Here is a 16,102-nt window from a genome sequence, read left to right as displayed (position 1 = left end):
CATGGCTAAAGCAAGCGCCAGACAGGTGCTCTTCGACCCAATTTTCAGCAACAACCCAATTGCCCTGCAGATCCTCGGGATCTGCTCGGCGCTGGCGGTTACGACCAGCCTGAACGTCACCCTGGTGATGTGTCTGGCACTCACCTCGGTAACCGCTTTTTCCAACCTGTTTATCTCGAGCATCCGCACCTACATCCCCGGCTCAATCCGGATGATCGTGCAGATGGTGATCATTGCGTCGTTGGTAATCGTGGTAGATCAGGTTCTCAAGGCCTATGCCTACAACATCAGCAAGCAGTTGTCGGTTTTCGTTGGTCTGATCATCACCAACTGCATCGTGATGGGCCGGGCTGAAGCCTTTGCCATGCAGAACCCGCCACATATGAGTTTCCTTGACGGGGTCGGTAACGGCCTGGGCTACAGCTTCATACTTATCGTGGTTGCCGTGATTCGTGAGCTGTTTGGTGCCGGCAAGCTGCTCGGCTATGAAATCCTGCCGTTGGTCAACGTGGGTGGCTGGTACCAGCCCAACGGTCTGCTTCTGCTGCCACCGTCTGCGTTCTTCATAATCGGGCTGATCATCTGGGCGCTACGCTCCTGGAAGACTGAGCAGGTGGAGGAGCCGGATTTCAAGATGGCACCACAGAGCCGTGCGTTGAAGGAGGCTATGTAAGCCATGATTGAACACTATATAAGCCTGATGGTCCGGGCCATTTTCGTTGAGAACATGGCTTTGGCCTTCTTCCTCGGCATGTGTACCTTTATCGCTATTTCAAAAAAGGTGCAGACTTCGCTGGGTCTGGGTATTGCGGTAGTGGTGGTATTGACCATCACCGTACCGGCCAACAATCTGATCTATACCTACTTGTTGCGTGATGGCGCGCTGGCCTGGGCCGGTCTGCCCAATGTGGACCTGAGCTTCCTGGGTCTGCTCAGCTACATCGGCGTTATCGCTGCACTGGTGCAGATTCTGGAGATGTTGCTGGACAAGTTTGTTCCCTCGCTCTACAACGCGCTGGGTGTATTCTTGCCGCTGATCACCGTGAACTGCGCCATTCTCGGTGCGTCCCTGTTCATGGTCGAGCGTGATTATTCTCTCGGCGAGAGCACCGTTTACGGGTTTGGTGCCGGTGTGGGCTGGGCGTTGGCGATTGTTGCGCTTGCGGGTATTCGCGAGAAGCTCAAGTACAGCGATGTTCCTGATGGCCTGCGCGGTCTGGGCATTACCTTCATCACCGTGGGGCTCATGTCCCTGGGGTTCATGTCGTTCTCCGGCGTGCAACTGTAAACAGGAGCTGTAACTGATGAACATGGAAATCTTTCTGGGCGTGGGGATGTTCACGGCGATCGTGCTGTTTCTGGTTGCCGTGATCTTGATCGCTCGCTCCAAGCTTGTCACCAGTGGCGACGTGACCATTGAAATCAATGGCGAGCGCACCATTACCGTGCCTGCCGGTGGCAAATTGCTGAACACCTTGTCGAACAACGGCATTTTCCTGTCTTCTGCCTGCGGCGGCGGCGGTACCTGCGCCCAGTGCAAGTGCATTGTCGAGGAGGGCGGCGGTTCCATGCTGCCCACCGAGGAGTCGCATTTCACCAAGCGTGAAGCCAACGAAGGCTGGCGCTTGTCCTGCCAGGCCCCGGTCAAGCAGGATATGAAGATTGAAGTGCCGGAAGAAGTCTTCGGCGTGAAGAAGTGGGAATGCACCGTTGAGGCCAACCCCAATGTGGCGACCTTCATCAAGGAACTGACGCTCAAACTGCCGGAAGGCGAGAACGTCGATTTCCGTGCTGGTGGTTATGTGCAGCTGGAATGCCCGCCGCATACCGTGCATTACAAGGATTTCGACATTCAGCCGGAATTCCGTGGTGACTGGGACAAGTTCGACATGTGGCGCTTTGTGTCCAAGGTTGATGAAACCGTCATTCGTGCCTATTCCATGGCCAACTACCCGGAAGAGCGTGGCGTAGTGAAGTTCAATCTGCGTGTGGCTTCGCCGCCGCCAGGCCGTGACGATCTGCCCCCGGGCAAGATGTCCTCCTGGTGTTTCGCGCTCAAGCCCGGTGACAAGGTCACGGTCTATGGTCCCTTTGGTGAGTTCTTTGCCAAGGATACCGATGCCGAGATGGTCTTTATTGGTGGTGGCGCCGGTATGGCGCCCATGCGTTCGCACATCTTCGATCAGCTGGGCCGCATCAAGACCAAGCGCAAGATCTCCTTCTGGTACGGTGCGCGCTCGCTGCGTGAAGCTTTCTATGTCGAGGAATTCGACAAGCTGCAGGAAGAAAATGAGAACTTCAAGTGGCATCTGGCCTTGTCCGATGCGCTGCCGGAAGACAACTGGAATGGTCCAACGGGCTTTATTCACAATGTGTTGCTTGATAACTATCTGAAGGACCATCCGGCCCCTGAGGATTGCGAGTACTACATGTGTGGTCCGCCAATGATGAACGCTTCGGTTATCAAGATGCTGCAGGATATGGGTGTCGAACCGGAAAACATCATGCTTGATGATTTCGGCGGCTAGAGTGCTACTTCGAAACCTTCGGCCCGCTATTGTTGTTGCCTTGGCAACAGCTCTGGCGGGCTGTTTCAATTCTACGGTGCCGGTTTCGGAAATTTCCGGTAGCACCATGGGTAGCACCTATTCGATCAAATGGGTTGCGGCGGATGGTTCTCCCGGTCCGGAAAAGCTGCAGGCCAGTCTGGAAAACCAGTTCGACGAATTTGATGCTGAGGTTTCTACCTGGCGTGACGATTCGGATTTGGCGAGATTCAACGCACTGCTTGCTGGTGCCTGTCAGTCCATGCCGCAATCGATTCTGGATTTGGTCGGTTTTGCACAGAGGCTCAATAGGGACAGCGAAGGCGGTTTCGACGTGACCGTTGGCCCGTTGCTGGAAGTCTGGGGCTTTCAGCGTGGCGACGGAATGCAGGTCGTGCCTGTGCAGGCCGAGATTGATAAGGCGTTGCAGAATGTAGGCCAGCAGCATTTGCGCATCGAGAAGGACCAGTTGTGTAAGGACAATGACCTCAAGGTTGATCTCAGCAGCATTGCCGCAGGCTATATGGTTGATCGGGTTGCGGAACACCTGCTGTCACTGGGAATCAAAGACTATATGGTCGAGATTACCGGCGAACTCAAGGCGGCCGGGGTCAAGCCGGGCGAGAATCCTTGGCGCATTGCCATAGAGGAGCCGCGTGATGATGAGCGCACAGCGAGTCTGATCGTTGAGCTCGACGGTTATGCGGTATCCACTTCAGGTGACTATCGTAATTACTTTGAATACGAGGGGCAGCGTTATTCGCACACTGTCAATCCCAGGAGCGGATGGCCGGTCATGCATAATTTGACTGCAGTGACCGTGATGGATCCCTCTGCCATGGTGGCTGATGGGCTTTCCACCGTATTGCTGATTCTTGGCCCGGAGAAGGGCTGGGAATATGCACAGGAAAACAATGTTGCGGCACTTTTTGTGCTGCGCGAGGGGGCCGAGTTTGTTTCCCGGCCCACACCCCTGTTTGAGGCTCTGGTAAAGAGCGAGGAGTAACCTATGGTCTGGTTTCTGGCATTCCTGTTGATGACTCTGGTCGTGGTTGGCATGTCCGTGGGCGTAATGATGGGTCGCAAGCCTATTGCCGGGTCCTGCGGTGGTATTGGTGCGACTGGACTCGACAAGTCCTGTGGCATCTGCGGCGGGGACGTCACAAGGTGCGAAGAAGCAAGTGAAAACGCGGGTATCGAGCCGCGGGCCAAGCGTGCAACCAGTGATCTGGGATATGACGCGACCAAGGTCGACTAGCTTCATCGGTTTTCAGATGAGAGCATACCCTCGAGCACAACAAGGAACTTACTGAATGGCTGTATACAATTATGACGTAGTGGTACTGGGCTCTGGCCCAGCTGGCGAGGGCGCTGCAATGAACGCGGCCAAGCACGGCCGCAAGGTGGCTGTGGTTGAAGAGCGTGACTCTGTGGGTGGTAACTGTACCCATCTGGGCACCATTCCGTCCAAGGCATTGCGTTATTCTGTCAAACAGATCATTCACTTCAATACCAATCCGATGTTTCGCACCATCGGTGAGCCCCGCTGGTTCTCATTTCCAAACGTACTGAAAAGTGCCGAAAAGGTCATGGCCAAACAGGTTACCTCCCGGACCAGCTATTACGCCCGCAATCGGGTCGATGTGTTTTTTGGCAAGGGCAGTTTCGCCGACGAGAACACCATCGAACTGGTCAATTCCGCAGGTGTGGTCGACAAGTTGATCGCCAAGGAAGTCATCGTTGCCACGGGCTCCAGGCCGTATCGTCCGGCGGACGTGAACTTCAGTCACCCGCGCATCTATGACAGCGACACCATCCTCAAGCTTAACCATACTCCACGTACCCTGATCATTTACGGTGCGGGTGTTATTGGTTGTGAATATGCATCAATCTTCTGCGGGCTGGGCGTAAAGGTAGACCTGATCAACAACCGGGACCGGTTACTCAGTTTCCTTGACGACGAGATCTCTGATGCCTTGAGTTACCACCTGCGTAACAACAGCGTATTGATCCGGCATAACGAGGAATACGACAAGATTGAGGGATTGGACAGCCAGGGTGTTGTTCTGCATCTAAAGTCTGGCAAGAAGCTCAAGGCCGATGCGTTGCTCTGGTGTAACGGCCGTACTGGTAATACTGATGGGCTAGGCATGGAAAATGTCGGGTTAAAGGCCAATAACCGTGGCCAGTTGAGTGTGGATGAAAACTACCGCACTGATGTGCCGAATATCTACGCTGTCGGAGATGTGATTGGCTGGCCGAGCCTGGCCAGTGCGGCTTTCGACCAGGGCCGTTCTGCCGCGGGTAATATCGTAAGCAATGACGCCTGGCGTTTTGTGGATGATGTGCCCACAGGTATTTACACGATTCCGGAGATCAGCTCGTTGGGCAAGACCGAGCGTGAGTTGACCGATGCACAGGTGCCTTACGAAATTGGACAGGCATTTTTCAAGAGTATGGCGCGCGCGCAAATTACCAGTGAACAGGTGGGTATGCTGAAGATCCTGTTCCATCGCGAAACTCTCGAAGTTCTGGGTATTCATTGCTTTGGCGACCAGGCATCGGAAATTGTGCACATCGGCCAGGCCGTCATGAACCAGAAAGGGGAGGCGAATACCATCAAGTACTTCGTCAACACCACCTTCAACTACCCGACCATGGCTGAAGCCTATCGGGTTGCGGCGTTGGACGGATTGAACCGACTTTTTTAGGCACTATGCTCGTGTGTGCAACGAAAAAGCCCCGTAACCGGGGCTTTTTTATGCCCGCTGCTTGAGGGTCTCGACTGCCAGGTGCGGCAGGTCGGTAATCAGGCTGTCTACGCCCATCTCTGCCAGGCGCTGCATCATCGCAGGGTCATTCACTGTCCAGACTGATACATGCAGACCCATGGCCTGGGCTTTTCGTATACGTGCAAGCCTGCATAATTTCCAGTTCAGGATCAGATAGCGGCAACCGTACCGACGTGCGCTCTTCAGGGGATCAATCAGGCCATACTCTTCGACCAGCCCGGTGGGAAGCGAGTAATTGTCCTGGCTGGCCGTTTTCAGCAAGGTGCGGCTGCTTGAGGTAAGGACTACCTTGTCCTTCAACCCGAAACGCTGGACCAGTTCACTGACAGCGTCCAGCACAATACGTGATTGGCCGCTGGAGCCACTCTTGACTTCAAGCTGGTAGTGCTCGAACTCTGGGCAGGCCTGGAAAAGCTGCTCCAGGCTGGGTATTGGGCAAGGCTCCGGCCAGGATGGACCATCCCGGCGGGCGTCCAGGCGCATCAATTCAGCAGCAGTATGTTTGCTGACCTTGCCGCCCAGGCCTGTGGTGCGCCTGAGGGTAGGGTCATGAATTACCATGAGTTGACGGTCTGCGGACAGATGCAGGTCAAGCTCGACACGGGTGACGCCGGCGGCCAGTGCGCGTCTGAAGCTTGGGAGGGTGTTTTCCGGTGCTTCGCCGCGGGCACCCCGATGGCCGTAAATCAACGTCATGGGGTCAGCGCGCTCCCCGATTGGCGATGGCGAACGCTATCGATGACCCTGTCGTATTCAAAATAAACGCTGTAGCCGGGATAGTCCCAGCGGGTAATCGGTGGTTGCCCGACAGCGGCATGTCGAGTGCTCGGCTCGCCATGGCGCTGGACCACGGAGCCTTTGGTCTGACCCCGCTGGGGCATAGCAGACACATTGTCGGTTGCCTGGTGGCCGAGTGGAATGACCAGGGTGTCTGCTTGCAGGGGTGCTGCGCTGAGCATCATACCTAGCATCAGAGAGGTGGCACATAGTGTCGAGGTTAGGTGTTTCATCATGGTGTCCTTTCCTGGATTGAGGCTTGAGTCTTGTTGGCACGGATTTCCTGAGCCTGTTTTTGCAGTATATGCCGGGCAAGCATCTGACGCTGATTATCTGCCAGGGTGTGAAAGCTCACGGCAATGATCCAGTTGTCTGACTCGGTATCAGGCTCACAGCGAATAACCTGTGACGGCAACACCAGCCCAAGTGGTGAGGGCAGCAGCACCATACGTAGCGCCAGCCAGGCACCAATCTCGAAAGCCTCCGGATAGGCAAAGGAAATACCGCCTTCACTCAGGGTAACTTCCTGGGGATCACCGATTTCATCCACCAGCTGTAGCGCCAGAGCGTTACTTAGCAGATCGACTCGCTTGTTGATTATCTTCAGATAGTGCGCCAGGGCTCGGTCACGCTCGGCTATCTGACGCAGCAGATGCTGCGATTCGTAGTCCAGGGTATGGAGGTCACTTAACAGGCTGAAAAGTGGTGATTGCTCCTCGAACGCAGCCTCTTCAATGTCCGCACTGCTCACCTTGCGCACATCCAGGGCGAGGCTGTCGCGAATTCTGAAGAAATCCCGCTTGTCGTCTGTTGAGTCTTCTTCTTTGTCTGTCATTTGACCCGCCTGAGCCTTTGCGAAGCGCTGAACAAATATGCTTTTCAGTGTACCATGCCAATCCGAACTGCCATTCAACGGGCACGGCCCTTCAGGTAACCGTTACTTCATGTTCAGACCCTTGCCATTTTTTATCGGCCTGCGCTATACCCGCGCCAAGCGCCGCAATCATTTCATTTCCTTCATTTCCCTGATCTCCATGCTGGGGCTGACCCTTGGCGTGCTGGTCATGATCCTGGTGCTGTCGGTGATGAACGGCTTTGACCGCGAGTTGCGGACCCGCATTCTGGGTATGGTGCCCCATGCGACCGTCAGCTCCCAGCAGCCGATCAACGACTGGCCTCTGCTGGCCGATACCCTGCTTGAGCATCCCGATGTCGAAGCAGTGGCGCCTTTTGTCCAGCTGCAGGGCATGCTCACGCATGATGGCAGTGTAGCTCCTGTTCTGGTGAACGGCATTCTGCCGGACAAGGAGGTAGATGTGTCCATTGTTGGTCAGCACATGACCCGTGGCACCCTGGGCGACCTGCAGGACGGGGAGTTTGGCATTATCGTCGGTGAACAGATTGCCAGTCGCTTTGGCGTGGGGATTGGCGACAAGCTGACCTTTGTTCTGCCAGAAGCATCGGTAACCCCCGCCGGCGTGTTTCCCCGCCTCAAACGTTTTCATGTGGTGGGCACCTTCAAGGTCGGAGCGGAGCTGGATGGTTCCCTGGCGCTGATCCATGCCGGCGATGCTGCACGTTTGTCGCGCTGGGAGCCCGGTCAGGTGCAGGGTTTGCGTGTCAGGTTGGGTGATCTCTTCCAGGCGCCCCGTGTTGCCTGGGAGCTGGCATCCTTGCTGCCGGGTGACTACTACGCGCAGGACTGGACCCGTACTCACGGTAATCTGTTTGCCGCGATCCGGATGGAAAAGACCATGATCGGCCTGCTTCTGCTGCTGATCGTCGCAGTGGCTGCATTCAATATCATCTCCACTCTGGTCATGGTGGTCACCGACAAGAAAGCGGACATCGCTATTCTGCGAACTCTTGGCGCATCGCCTGGCACCATCATGGGCATATTCATGGTGCAGGGCTCCGTGATTGGTGTGGTGGGAACTCTGGCTGGTTGTGTCCTCGGGGTACTTGCGGCGTTGAACGTGTCGGCGATGGTCGCTGGGCTGGAAAAACTTTTCGGCATCCAGTTCCTCAGTTCCGATGTGTACTTCATCAGTTACCTGCCGTCCCAGCTTATCTGGAGTGATGTTGTGTTGATCTGTGCTGCGGCTCTGGGCATGAGCTTCCTGGCCACACTGTATCCGGCCTGGCGCGCCTCGCGCACCGAGCCTGCGGAGGCATTGCGTTATGACTGATTTTGTCCTGGAATGTCGGAACCTGAGTATGGAATATGCAATCGGACCGCAGCGCCTGCGTGTACTCGATGGCATAAACATGCAACTGGTAGCCGGTGAGCGCGTGGCCATTGTCGGCAGCTCGGGGTCGGGTAAAACGACACTGCTCAATCTGCTCGGTGGGCTGGATACGCCCACTGAAGGAGAGGTTTGGCTGGCCGGCAGGCAGATGTCCTCACTGCGCGAATCAGAACGTGGCAAGCTCCGTAACAGCGGGCTGGGTTTTGTCTACCAGTTCCATCACCTGCTGGCGGAGTTCAGTGCCCTGGAAAACGTATGCATGCCGCTGTTGATTGGCAACACGCCTATCAGTGAAGCGCACCAACGCGGGCAGCAGATGCTTGAACGTGTTGGTCTTGCCCAGCGCGCCGGACACAAGCCGGGCGAATTGTCAGGTGGTGAGCGTCAGCGTGTGGCCATCGCACGGGCGCTGATCAACGAGCCGGCCTGTGTCCTACTCGACGAACCTACCGGCAATCTGGACCAGCACACGGCAAGAAGCATTCAGCAGTTGATGCTCGAACTTAGCCAGAGTCTCAAGACCGCCTTCATGGTGGTTACCCATGACCTCGCACTGGCGTCACAAATGGACAGGGTCCTGACCCTGGTGGAAGGTAAACTGGCGGCGCGCGTAGAGTAAAAACGTCAGTTCTGATGACGGCGTCGCATTTTACGCCTTTGCCAGTTGCGCCCGACCCATATTCGCCAATACAACATGGTGGCGGCATACCCCGCCACGGCGAAGACGGCCCCCAGAAGAACGGAACCGAGAAGCAGCGGCTGCCAGATATGGTGGATTTCGCTGGCCAGCCAGGTCATTGATAATTCCATGGGCATGCTGCGTTCGGGTGCGCCCAGAAGCATGGTTCCGATCTTGTATTCCGCAAAGAAAATCATCGGCATGGTGACCGGATTGGTCAGCCAGACCAGGCCCACCGAGACGGGCAGGTTGGCACGTGCCGGCATTGCAACGCAGGCTGAAACCAGCATTTGCATTGGAATGGGTAGCATCGAAACGAAAAGCCCGATGGCCATTGCCCGCGCAACGCTGTGGCGGTTGAGATGCCATAGGTTTGGATCGTGCAGCATGCTGCCCATAAAGCGAAGCGATTTGCTTTGCTTTATGCGTTCGGGACTGGGCATGTAGCGTTTCAGGAACCGACGCGGCATTACTATGGTAGCCAGGGAAATGTCGCTCAATTATGCATGGAATGTCAGGCGCAGACTACTGCCTGACTGCAAAGGAAGGCCGTACATTGGATGTATTCCGCCGCCCACAACTCATGGTTATCCTGCCGGGTTTTTTTCTGGGCCTGATCAGTCCATTGATGCTGGAGCAGTTGCCATCGCCCTGGCTTCTCGGGGTGTTGAGCCTGCTGATTCCGGTAGTCTGGCTGAAGGGCCCGGATAACCGGCTGCTTGCCGCAGGTCTGACTGGTCTGGTCTGGGCAGTGCTGGTTCATCATCTTGTATTGCATGAGCGGCTGCCGGACCGGCTCGATCAACAAACCCTGTCGATCGAGGGGCGTATTGCAGGTCTGCCCGAAGCCACCCTAACCGGCTGGCGATTTCAGCTCGCGGACGCACGGATAGTTGACACCGGTGAATCCCTGCCTTTCATGCGTGTTCACTGGTACGCCGGTGAGCCCGTGCTGCAGGGCGAGTACTGGCGGTTCGAGGCGCGGGTGCGCCGTCCCCGCGGCATGTCCAACCCCGGTGCATTCGATTACGAAGCCTGGCTTTATGCCCAGGGTATTGGCGCCCTTGGCAGCATACGCAGTGGTCAACGGCTGGACGGCATGCGGTATGGAGGCGTTGACGGAATGCGCAGTCATATCCGTGACCGATTGCTGCAGGCCCTGGGGGCTACCCCGGGTACTGAAAGGCTGCTGGCATTAATTGTTGGTGACCGAAGCGTGCTCAGTCGGGAGGATTGGCAGGTACTGCAGGCAACCGGCACCAGTCATCTGATGGTGATATCCGGCTTGCACGTAGGTCTGTTCGCCGCGGCGGTGTTTGGTCTGGTTACGCTTGCGGGTCGACTGGGCATATTACACCTGCCCTTTGCGCGTATCTGGCTGGCAGCGCCCCTGGCCATCTTTGCCGCTGCTATTTATGCCGCACTTGCGGGTTTTGCCGTCCCCACCCAGCGCGCCTTGCTGATGGTGGCCATGGTGTTGCTGGCCCGGTTGCTTTATCGCCAACCCGGGCCCTGGTTCTTCTGGTTGCTGGCCATGTGTCTGGTGGTGATGATAAATCCTGCTGCGCCCCTGCTGGCTGGGTTCTGGCTATCTTTCATGGCGGTGGGTCTGTTGGTTTTCGGGATGGCTGGCAGGCTCGATCAAAGGGGGCTCTGGTGGCGTTGGGGTCGCGCGCAGTGGGTTATTTTTATCGGTCTCTGGCCCTGGTTGCTGTTATGGGGGATGCCCGGCAGCCTCATTGCGCCGTTGGTGAATATTCTGGCAATCCCATTCGTCAGTCTGCTGGTGGTGCCCGCTGCACTACTGGGGACGCTGCTGGAGCTTGTGCTGGGGGTCCCCTGGCTTCTCTGGTTCGCTGCCCAATTACTCGATGGATTATTTCTTGCGCTGGAGCAGGCAGCTAGCTTGCATGTCCCCACGTACCTGGCTTTTCCTGGCTGGATCAACTGGCTGCTGGGCGTAGCGGGTATTCTGGCCCTGCTGAGCCCGTTATCGCGGTTGTTGTGGTTGCCCGCTCTGGCGTGCGTGCCCGTGCTGCTTGCAGCACCGCAACCAAGGCCGGTCGAGGGGGAGTTCTGGGTAACTGTCCTGGATGTGGGGCAGGGGCTGTCAGTGTTGGTGCAGACCCGACAGCATGCGCTTCTTTACGATGCGGGTGCGCGGCTTTCCAGCGGTTTTGATCTGGGTGAAGCCGTGGTGCATCCTGCCCTTGTATCCCTTGGGGTAACCGATCTGGACAGGCTCCTGGTCAGTCATGCAGACAATGACCATGCAGGTGGGGCGCAGGCAATAATTCGGCACATGCCCGTGGGCCGAGTAGTCGCCGGTCAGATTGAGGATCAGAGCCCCCAACTGCAAGCGATTGCCTGCCAGCCAGGTGAGAGCTGGAGCTGGAATGCGGTGACATTCGAGATCATTTACAGCGCACCGGCTCCCGCGCCAGCCAATGAGCGATCCTGCGTCCTGCGCGTGACGACGGGCGACAGTGGGGTGCTGTTAACCGGTGATGTAGGCATACGCGGTGAATATCAGATGCTTGCCCATGATCTGTCTGCGAATCTGTTGCTGGCCCCGCACCATGGCAGTCGAACCTCTTCTTCCTATGCGCTGATTCGTGCGGTGGATCCAAATTGGGTGGTATTCAGTGCCGGTCACAGGAACCGCTTCAACCATCCGCATCCAAATGTTGTGGCGCGCTATCGGGAATTGGCCGTCGAACCTGTTTATACTAGCCGCGCCGGTGCTGTTCGTTTCGTGTTTGACAAAGACCACGGCGGGCGCCGTGACTGGAGCTGGAGAGACAGCGCCAGGCGCTTCTGGCATGAATAACAAGAGCGCGCAGGGAGCAGCTGGCCCTGTGCTAGAGTATGCTGACTTTTGGGGAGGGATCGCTTGTGTGGGAACTGATCAGTGCGGGCGGCTGGCTGATGCTGCCGATTATCTTGTCTTCGGTTATTGCTGCCGCCATCGTGATAGAGCGTCTTTGGGCACTGCGCAGCGCGCGTGTGGCGCCTCCGGCGTTACTTGGTCAGGTCTGGCAATGGGTGCGTGAGGGCAAGCTGGACGCCGAACGTCTGAAAACCCTGCGTAGTGACTCGCCCCTGGGCGAAATCATGGCGGCCGGCCTGAACAACTCCAAGCACGGTCGGGAGATCATGAAAGAAAGCATCCAGGAAGCGGCCGGCAAGGTCATTCATGAGCTCGAACGCTACCTCAATACCCTCGGTACAGTCGCTGCAATTACGCCGCTGCTTGGTCTGCTGGGTACGGTAATCGGGATGATCGACGTGTTTAGCGCAATCATGATTCAGGGTACCGGCAATACCGGCGTGTTGGCAGGAGGTATCTCCAAGGCATTGATAACCACCGCTGCGGGCCTGACCGTAGCCATTCCGGCCCTGTTTTTTCATCGTTTCTTTGTGCGTCGGGTGGACGAGCTGGTGGTGGCCATGGAACAGGAGGCGACCAAGCTGGTCGAGGTTCTGCAGGGCAATCGTGAAGTGGAAGCGCCGATCGCTGGCCCCGTGAGCAAGGAGCCGGTTTCACGCGTTGGTAGCACTCGCAAGGGAGCCAGGACGTGAATTTCAGGCGCCAGAGACAGGAAGAGGCCAGCGTCAATCTCACGCCCCTGATCGATGTAGTGTTTCTGCTGCTGATTTTCTTCATGGTTTCAACCACCTTTACCCGCGAGACCCAGCTCAAGCTGGATCTGCCGGAAGCGGTGTCCGGCGAGCAGGTGGAAAATCGTGACCAGCAGCAGATCGAACTGACCATATCGGCCAGCGGGGATATTGCAATCAACGACAAGGCGCTTATTGCTCCCGGGGTGGATACGCTTAAGACAGCGCTTCAGCGCGAATCGGCTGGTGACCTGTCGTTGCCCTTGATTATTACCGCAGATGCGCAGACGCCCCATCAGTCAGTGATCATGGCGATGGACGCGGCAGGTCAACTGGGCTTCACCCGGTTGAGGCTGACGACGACCCAGGCGGAGGCGGGCGAAGGGCAGTGAAGGGATTTTCCCTCGAGCAGTTCATGCTCCGTGCCTGGTATGGACGGCAGAGTTGGCTGCTGGCCCTCAGGCCCTTGTCCGCGTTTTACGGCTTGGTAGTAACCAGACGTCGCGCAGCATACATGGAGGATGCTGCGCGTGTCTGGCAGCCCCCCGTGCCGCTGATCGTGGTGGGTAACATCACCCTGGGTGGTACCGGCAAGACCCCCATGTGCATCTGGCTGCTTGATTATCTCAAGGCCCAGGGGCTACGTCCCGGTCTGATAAGTCGTGGCTACGGCGCCTCCCCCCAGTCAACGCCCTGGTTGCTCGATCCCGACCATGACGACGCGGTGACCGTGGGCGATGAACCTTTGTTAATCGCAAAGCGCTGCCAGGTGCCCGTGGTCATTGATCCGGATCGTCCGCAGGCGGCGCGGCACCTGCTGGCCAGCGCGCAGGTGGACGTCATCGTCAGTGACGATGGCCTGCAGCATTACCGACTGGGGCGCGATCTGGAAATACTCATGGTCGATGCTGCGCGGGGGCTGGGCAATGCCAGATGTCTGCCGGAGGGGCCGTTGCGTGAGCCTGCCAGCAGGGTGAAGTCGGTAGACTTCGTGGTGCGCAATGGTGCCGTATCTGACAGTTCCACGGATTTCGGGATGCAGCTCAAGCCGGTGGCGCTGGTCAACCTGCTGACGGGTGAGCGCATACGGCCTGAACACTGGCAGGGCAGCAAACAGGTGTCAGCGGTGGCAGGAATCGGCAACCCCGAGCGTTTTTTTATCAGTCTTGAGCAGCTATCCTTCGAGGTGGAGCGGCACATTTTTTCCGATCATGCACATTATTCGGTAGCCAGTTTTGCTGCTTGCGATCTGGACAGGCCCTTGATCATGACCGAAAAGGACGCGATCAAATGCACCGGCTTTGCCCGACCCAACTGGTGGTATCTGTGCGTAGAGGCGACCATGAGTGACGCCTTTGCCAGCCAGTTGCAACAGCGCCTGGCCACTCTCAATCCGAGGCCTGCCTGACTGGTCTGGCTACTCGGCATTTTCTTTTCATTTTCTCAGGAGTTTTATGATGGACCCCAAGCTGCTTGATATCCTGGCGTGCCCGATCTGCAAGGGCCCGCTGGTACAGAACGCCGACAAGACCGAGTTGTGGTGCCGCGCCGATGGTCTGGCCTATCCGGTTCGCGATGGCATACCGGTCATGCTGGAAGGCGAGGCCCGTGCCCTGGATGCCGATGAGCGGCTGGATACCTGAACATGTTCCACGTCATCATTCCGGCTCGATATGCTTCCACCCGCCTGCCAGGCAAGCCCCTGCTTGATATTGGCGGCAAGACAATGATTCAGCGCGTGTGGGAGCAGGCCGGCAAGAGCCAGGCCTTGAGCGTGACCGTGGCCACCGACGACGAGCGCATAGCTGAGGCCTGTCGTCAGTTCGGCGCCAACGTTGTACTGACCAGAGCCGATCACCCCTCGGGCACCGACCGGTTGCAGGAGGTGGTGACGTTGATGGGGCTTGATGCCGAAGACTGTGTGGTCAACGTGCAGGGCGACGAGCCGATGATCCCCCCCAGCTTGATTGACCAGGTGGCAGCAAACCTGCTCGCGCACCCGCAGGCCAGCATTGCCACTCTGGCCGAGCCTTTGACGGATATCGAATCGGTTTTCAATCCCAATGTGGTGAAGCTGGTGACCGACCAACAGGGCTTTGCCCTGTACTTCAGTCGCGCGCCGATCCCCTGGTCCAGGGATGCCTTTGCAACCGAGCCGCGCAGCATCCCTGAGGGAATGACCTTCCGCCGGCATATCGGCCTGTATGCCTATAAGGTCGGATTTCTGCATGATTATGTCCAGTGGGCACCGAGCCCCCTGGAGACGGCAGAATCCCTGGAACAACTGCGGGCACTCTGGTTTGGCTGCCGGATTCAGGTTGCTGATGCCTGTGAGGTGCCGGCACCGGGCATTGATACCCGGGACGACCTGGAGCGGGTACGCGCAATGCTGGCCGGATCCTGATGTTCGCCGTGCGACAGCAGGTTGACCTGCGGGCCTACAACTCCCTGGGTATTACCGAGCGCGCCGAGCATCTGGTGGAGATCCACAGCGATCGGGAGCTTGTGGCTGCACTGGATATGGCGGCTGAACATGCCTGGCCGGTCACTGTGCTGGGAGGCGGCAGTAACGTCGTTGTTACCGGATCGCTGCCTGGTGTGGTCATAATCATGCGCAGCCGCGGCCGGCGGGTTTTGCGGCGCGCGCCAGATGCGCTGCTGATCGAGGGTGAGGCCGGTGAGAATTGGCACGACCTGGTCAACTGGACGCTGGATCTGGGGCTCTGCGGGCTGGAAAATCTGTCACTTATACCGGGCACGCTGGGCGCAGCTCCGGTCCAGAATATCGGCGCTTACGGTGTTGAGTTACAGGATGTCTTTCATAGTCTGGACGCACTGGACCGGGTGACCGGTGAGATCCGACAATTTGACCGTGCAGCTTGCCACTTCGGCTACAGGGAGTCCGTTTTCAAACAGTCGCCCGGGCGCTATGTGATCTTGCGGGTGCGGCTGATACTGCGCCGTCATGCTCAGGTTCGTGTCGACTATGCCCCGCTGGACACTGCCTGGGAAGCGACCGGCCTGCACCGACCGGATCCGCGTGTTGTCGCCAGTCTGGTCTGCCATATCCGCCAGTCCAAACTCCCGGATCCCGCGGTGTTGGGCAATGCGGGAAGCTTTTTCAAGAATCCGCTGGTAACCCGGCACCAACTGAATGCGCTCAAGGCCCTTTATCCCGACATACCGCACTACCTGCAGCCGGATGGTCGATACAAGGTTGCAGCCGGATGGTTGATTGACCAGGCTGGCTGGAAGGGTGTGCGCGCTGGCCATGTGGGCGTGCATGCACGACAGGCGCTGGTGCTGGTAAATCACGGTGGCGCACGGGGAGAGGATATTCTCTCGCTGGCCAAGCGTATCAGCGATGATGTCCATGCCCGGTTTGGCCTGGAGCTGGAAATGGAGCCGCAACGGCTGGGTTGAAGACTTTGCCGATGT

The 16,102-nt window shown here is 57.6% G+C and carries 19 protein-coding genes; 15 read left to right on the top strand and 4 right to left on the bottom strand.

The window, feature by feature from the left end:
• The first annotated feature begins 1 nt into the window (after position 1).
• The 6 genes from FZF01_RS17295 to sthA all read left to right on the top strand — a co-directional run bounded on the left by FZF01_RS17295 (position 2) and on the right by sthA (position 5,257).
• Positions 2 to 673 (top strand): NADH:ubiquinone reductase (Na(+)-transporting) subunit D, encoded by a 672-nt coding sequence (locus FZF01_RS17295; RefSeq protein WP_150276766.1) that lies wholly within the window; start codon positions 2 to 4, stop codon positions 671 to 673.
• Between the two features lie 6 nt (positions 674 to 679).
• Complete coding sequence (gene nqrE, locus FZF01_RS17290; RefSeq protein ID WP_150277097.1) at positions 680 to 1,288, top strand: NADH:ubiquinone reductase (Na(+)-transporting) subunit E; 609 nt, start codon at positions 680 to 682, stop codon at positions 1,286 to 1,288.
• Between the two features lie 13 nt (positions 1,289 to 1,301).
• A complete protein-coding gene (gene nqrF / locus FZF01_RS17285) occupies positions 1,302 to 2,528 on the top strand; it encodes an NADH:ubiquinone reductase (Na(+)-transporting) subunit F (RefSeq protein ID WP_188434454.1) in 1,227 nt (408 codons plus the stop codon).
• 106 nt (positions 2,529 to 2,634) lie between these two features.
• Positions 2,635 to 3,552, top strand: coding sequence for an FAD:protein FMN transferase (locus tag FZF01_RS17280; RefSeq protein WP_223825376.1), 918 nt, complete (start codon positions 2,635 to 2,637; stop codon positions 3,550 to 3,552).
• A 3-nt stretch (positions 3,553 to 3,555) separates the two neighbouring features.
• Positions 3,556 to 3,804: a (Na+)-NQR maturation NqrM gene (gene nqrM, locus FZF01_RS17275; RefSeq protein ID WP_150276769.1), complete on the top strand. Its 249-nt coding sequence runs from the start codon at positions 3,556 to 3,558 to the stop codon at positions 3,802 to 3,804.
• Positions 3,805 to 3,859: 55 nt separating this feature from the next.
• On the top strand, positions 3,860 to 5,257 hold the full coding sequence (sthA, locus tag FZF01_RS17270) for a Si-specific NAD(P)(+) transhydrogenase (protein ID WP_150276770.1): 1,398 nt from the start codon (positions 3,860 to 3,862) through the stop codon (positions 5,255 to 5,257).
• 48 nt (positions 5,258 to 5,305) lie between these two features.
• On the opposite strand, the gene FZF01_RS17265 is transcribed toward sthA, so the two are convergent.
• From FZF01_RS17265 to FZF01_RS17255, 3 genes are read right to left on the bottom strand one after another with little or no spacing between them, the layout of a single operon-like run.
• Positions 5,306 to 6,034, bottom strand: a complete 729-nt coding sequence (locus FZF01_RS17265) for a glycerophosphodiester phosphodiesterase (RefSeq protein ID WP_150276771.1) — start codon at positions 6,032 to 6,034, stop codon at positions 5,306 to 5,308.
• The gene (locus FZF01_RS17260; protein WP_150277098.1) at positions 6,031 to 6,348 is read right to left on the bottom strand and encodes a phosphodiesterase; all 318 of its coding nucleotides are present in this window, start codon (positions 6,346 to 6,348) and stop codon (positions 6,031 to 6,033) included. The genes FZF01_RS17265 and FZF01_RS17260 overlap by 4 nt, the downstream gene beginning before the upstream one ends.
• Positions 6,348 to 6,950, bottom strand: coding sequence for a PilZ domain-containing protein (locus FZF01_RS17255; RefSeq protein WP_150276772.1), 603 nt, complete (start codon positions 6,948 to 6,950; stop codon positions 6,348 to 6,350). Before FZF01_RS17255 ends, FZF01_RS17260 begins: the two co-directional genes overlap by 1 nt.
• 109 nt (positions 6,951 to 7,059) lie before the next feature.
• Here FZF01_RS17255 and FZF01_RS17250 point away from each other — a divergent pair, with 109 nt between their 5' ends.
• Both FZF01_RS17250 and lolD read left to right on the top strand, forming a co-directional pair.
• Positions 7,060 to 8,304, top strand: a complete 1,245-nt coding sequence (locus tag FZF01_RS17250) for a lipoprotein-releasing ABC transporter permease subunit (protein WP_150276773.1) — start codon at positions 7,060 to 7,062, stop codon at positions 8,302 to 8,304.
• Positions 8,297 to 8,983: a lipoprotein-releasing ABC transporter ATP-binding protein LolD gene (gene lolD, locus FZF01_RS17245; protein WP_150276774.1), complete on the top strand. Its 687-nt coding sequence runs from the start codon at positions 8,297 to 8,299 to the stop codon at positions 8,981 to 8,983. The genes FZF01_RS17250 and lolD overlap by 8 nt, the downstream gene beginning before the upstream one ends.
• Before the next feature lie 5 nt (positions 8,984 to 8,988).
• Here lolD and FZF01_RS17240 read toward each other — a convergent pair whose 3' ends face one another.
• Positions 8,989 to 9,513 (bottom strand): DUF2062 domain-containing protein, encoded by a 525-nt coding sequence (locus FZF01_RS17240; RefSeq protein WP_150276775.1) that lies wholly within the window; start codon positions 9,511 to 9,513, stop codon positions 8,989 to 8,991.
• A 32-nt stretch (positions 9,514 to 9,545) separates the two neighbouring features.
• Between FZF01_RS17240 and FZF01_RS17235 the strand changes: the two genes are divergently transcribed.
• From FZF01_RS17235 to murB, 7 genes are all read left to right on the top strand, one after another.
• Positions 9,546 to 11,873, top strand: coding sequence for a DNA internalization-related competence protein ComEC/Rec2 (locus tag FZF01_RS17235; RefSeq protein ID WP_150276776.1), 2,328 nt, complete (start codon positions 9,546 to 9,548; stop codon positions 11,871 to 11,873).
• A 65-nt stretch (positions 11,874 to 11,938) separates the two neighbouring features.
• Complete coding sequence (locus FZF01_RS17230) at positions 11,939 to 12,625, top strand: MotA/TolQ/ExbB proton channel family protein (RefSeq protein WP_373286447.1); 687 nt, start codon at positions 11,939 to 11,941, stop codon at positions 12,623 to 12,625.
• Positions 12,622 to 13,056 (top strand): ExbD/TolR family protein, encoded by a 435-nt coding sequence (locus tag FZF01_RS17225; RefSeq protein ID WP_150276778.1) that lies wholly within the window; start codon positions 12,622 to 12,624, stop codon positions 13,054 to 13,056. The genes FZF01_RS17230 and FZF01_RS17225 overlap by 4 nt, the downstream gene beginning before the upstream one ends.
• A gap of 23 nt (positions 13,057 to 13,079) precedes the next feature.
• Entirely contained in the window at positions 13,080 to 14,072 is a 993-nt protein-coding gene (lpxK, locus tag FZF01_RS17220) for a tetraacyldisaccharide 4'-kinase (RefSeq protein WP_150277099.1), read from the top strand.
• A gap of 49 nt (positions 14,073 to 14,121) precedes the next feature.
• Entirely contained in the window at positions 14,122 to 14,307 is a 186-nt protein-coding gene (locus FZF01_RS17215) for a Trm112 family protein (protein ID WP_150277100.1), read from the top strand.
• 2 nt (positions 14,308 to 14,309) lie between these two features.
• Positions 14,310 to 15,068 carry a 3-deoxy-manno-octulosonate cytidylyltransferase gene (gene kdsB, locus FZF01_RS17210; protein WP_150276779.1) on the top strand — a complete coding sequence of 253 codons (759 nt, stop codon included), beginning with the start codon at positions 14,310 to 14,312 and terminating at the stop codon, positions 15,066 to 15,068.
• The gene (gene murB, locus FZF01_RS17205; protein ID WP_150276780.1) at positions 15,065 to 16,087 is read left to right on the top strand and encodes a UDP-N-acetylmuramate dehydrogenase; all 1,023 of its coding nucleotides are present in this window, start codon (positions 15,065 to 15,067) and stop codon (positions 16,085 to 16,087) included. Before kdsB ends, murB begins: the two co-directional genes overlap by 4 nt.
• Positions 16,088 to 16,102 lie beyond the last annotated feature (15 nt).

Source organism: Halopseudomonas salina, from assembly GCF_008641105.1.
Note: the sequence above shows the minus strand (reverse complement) of the source record. Positions and strands in the feature narration are given on the sequence as shown.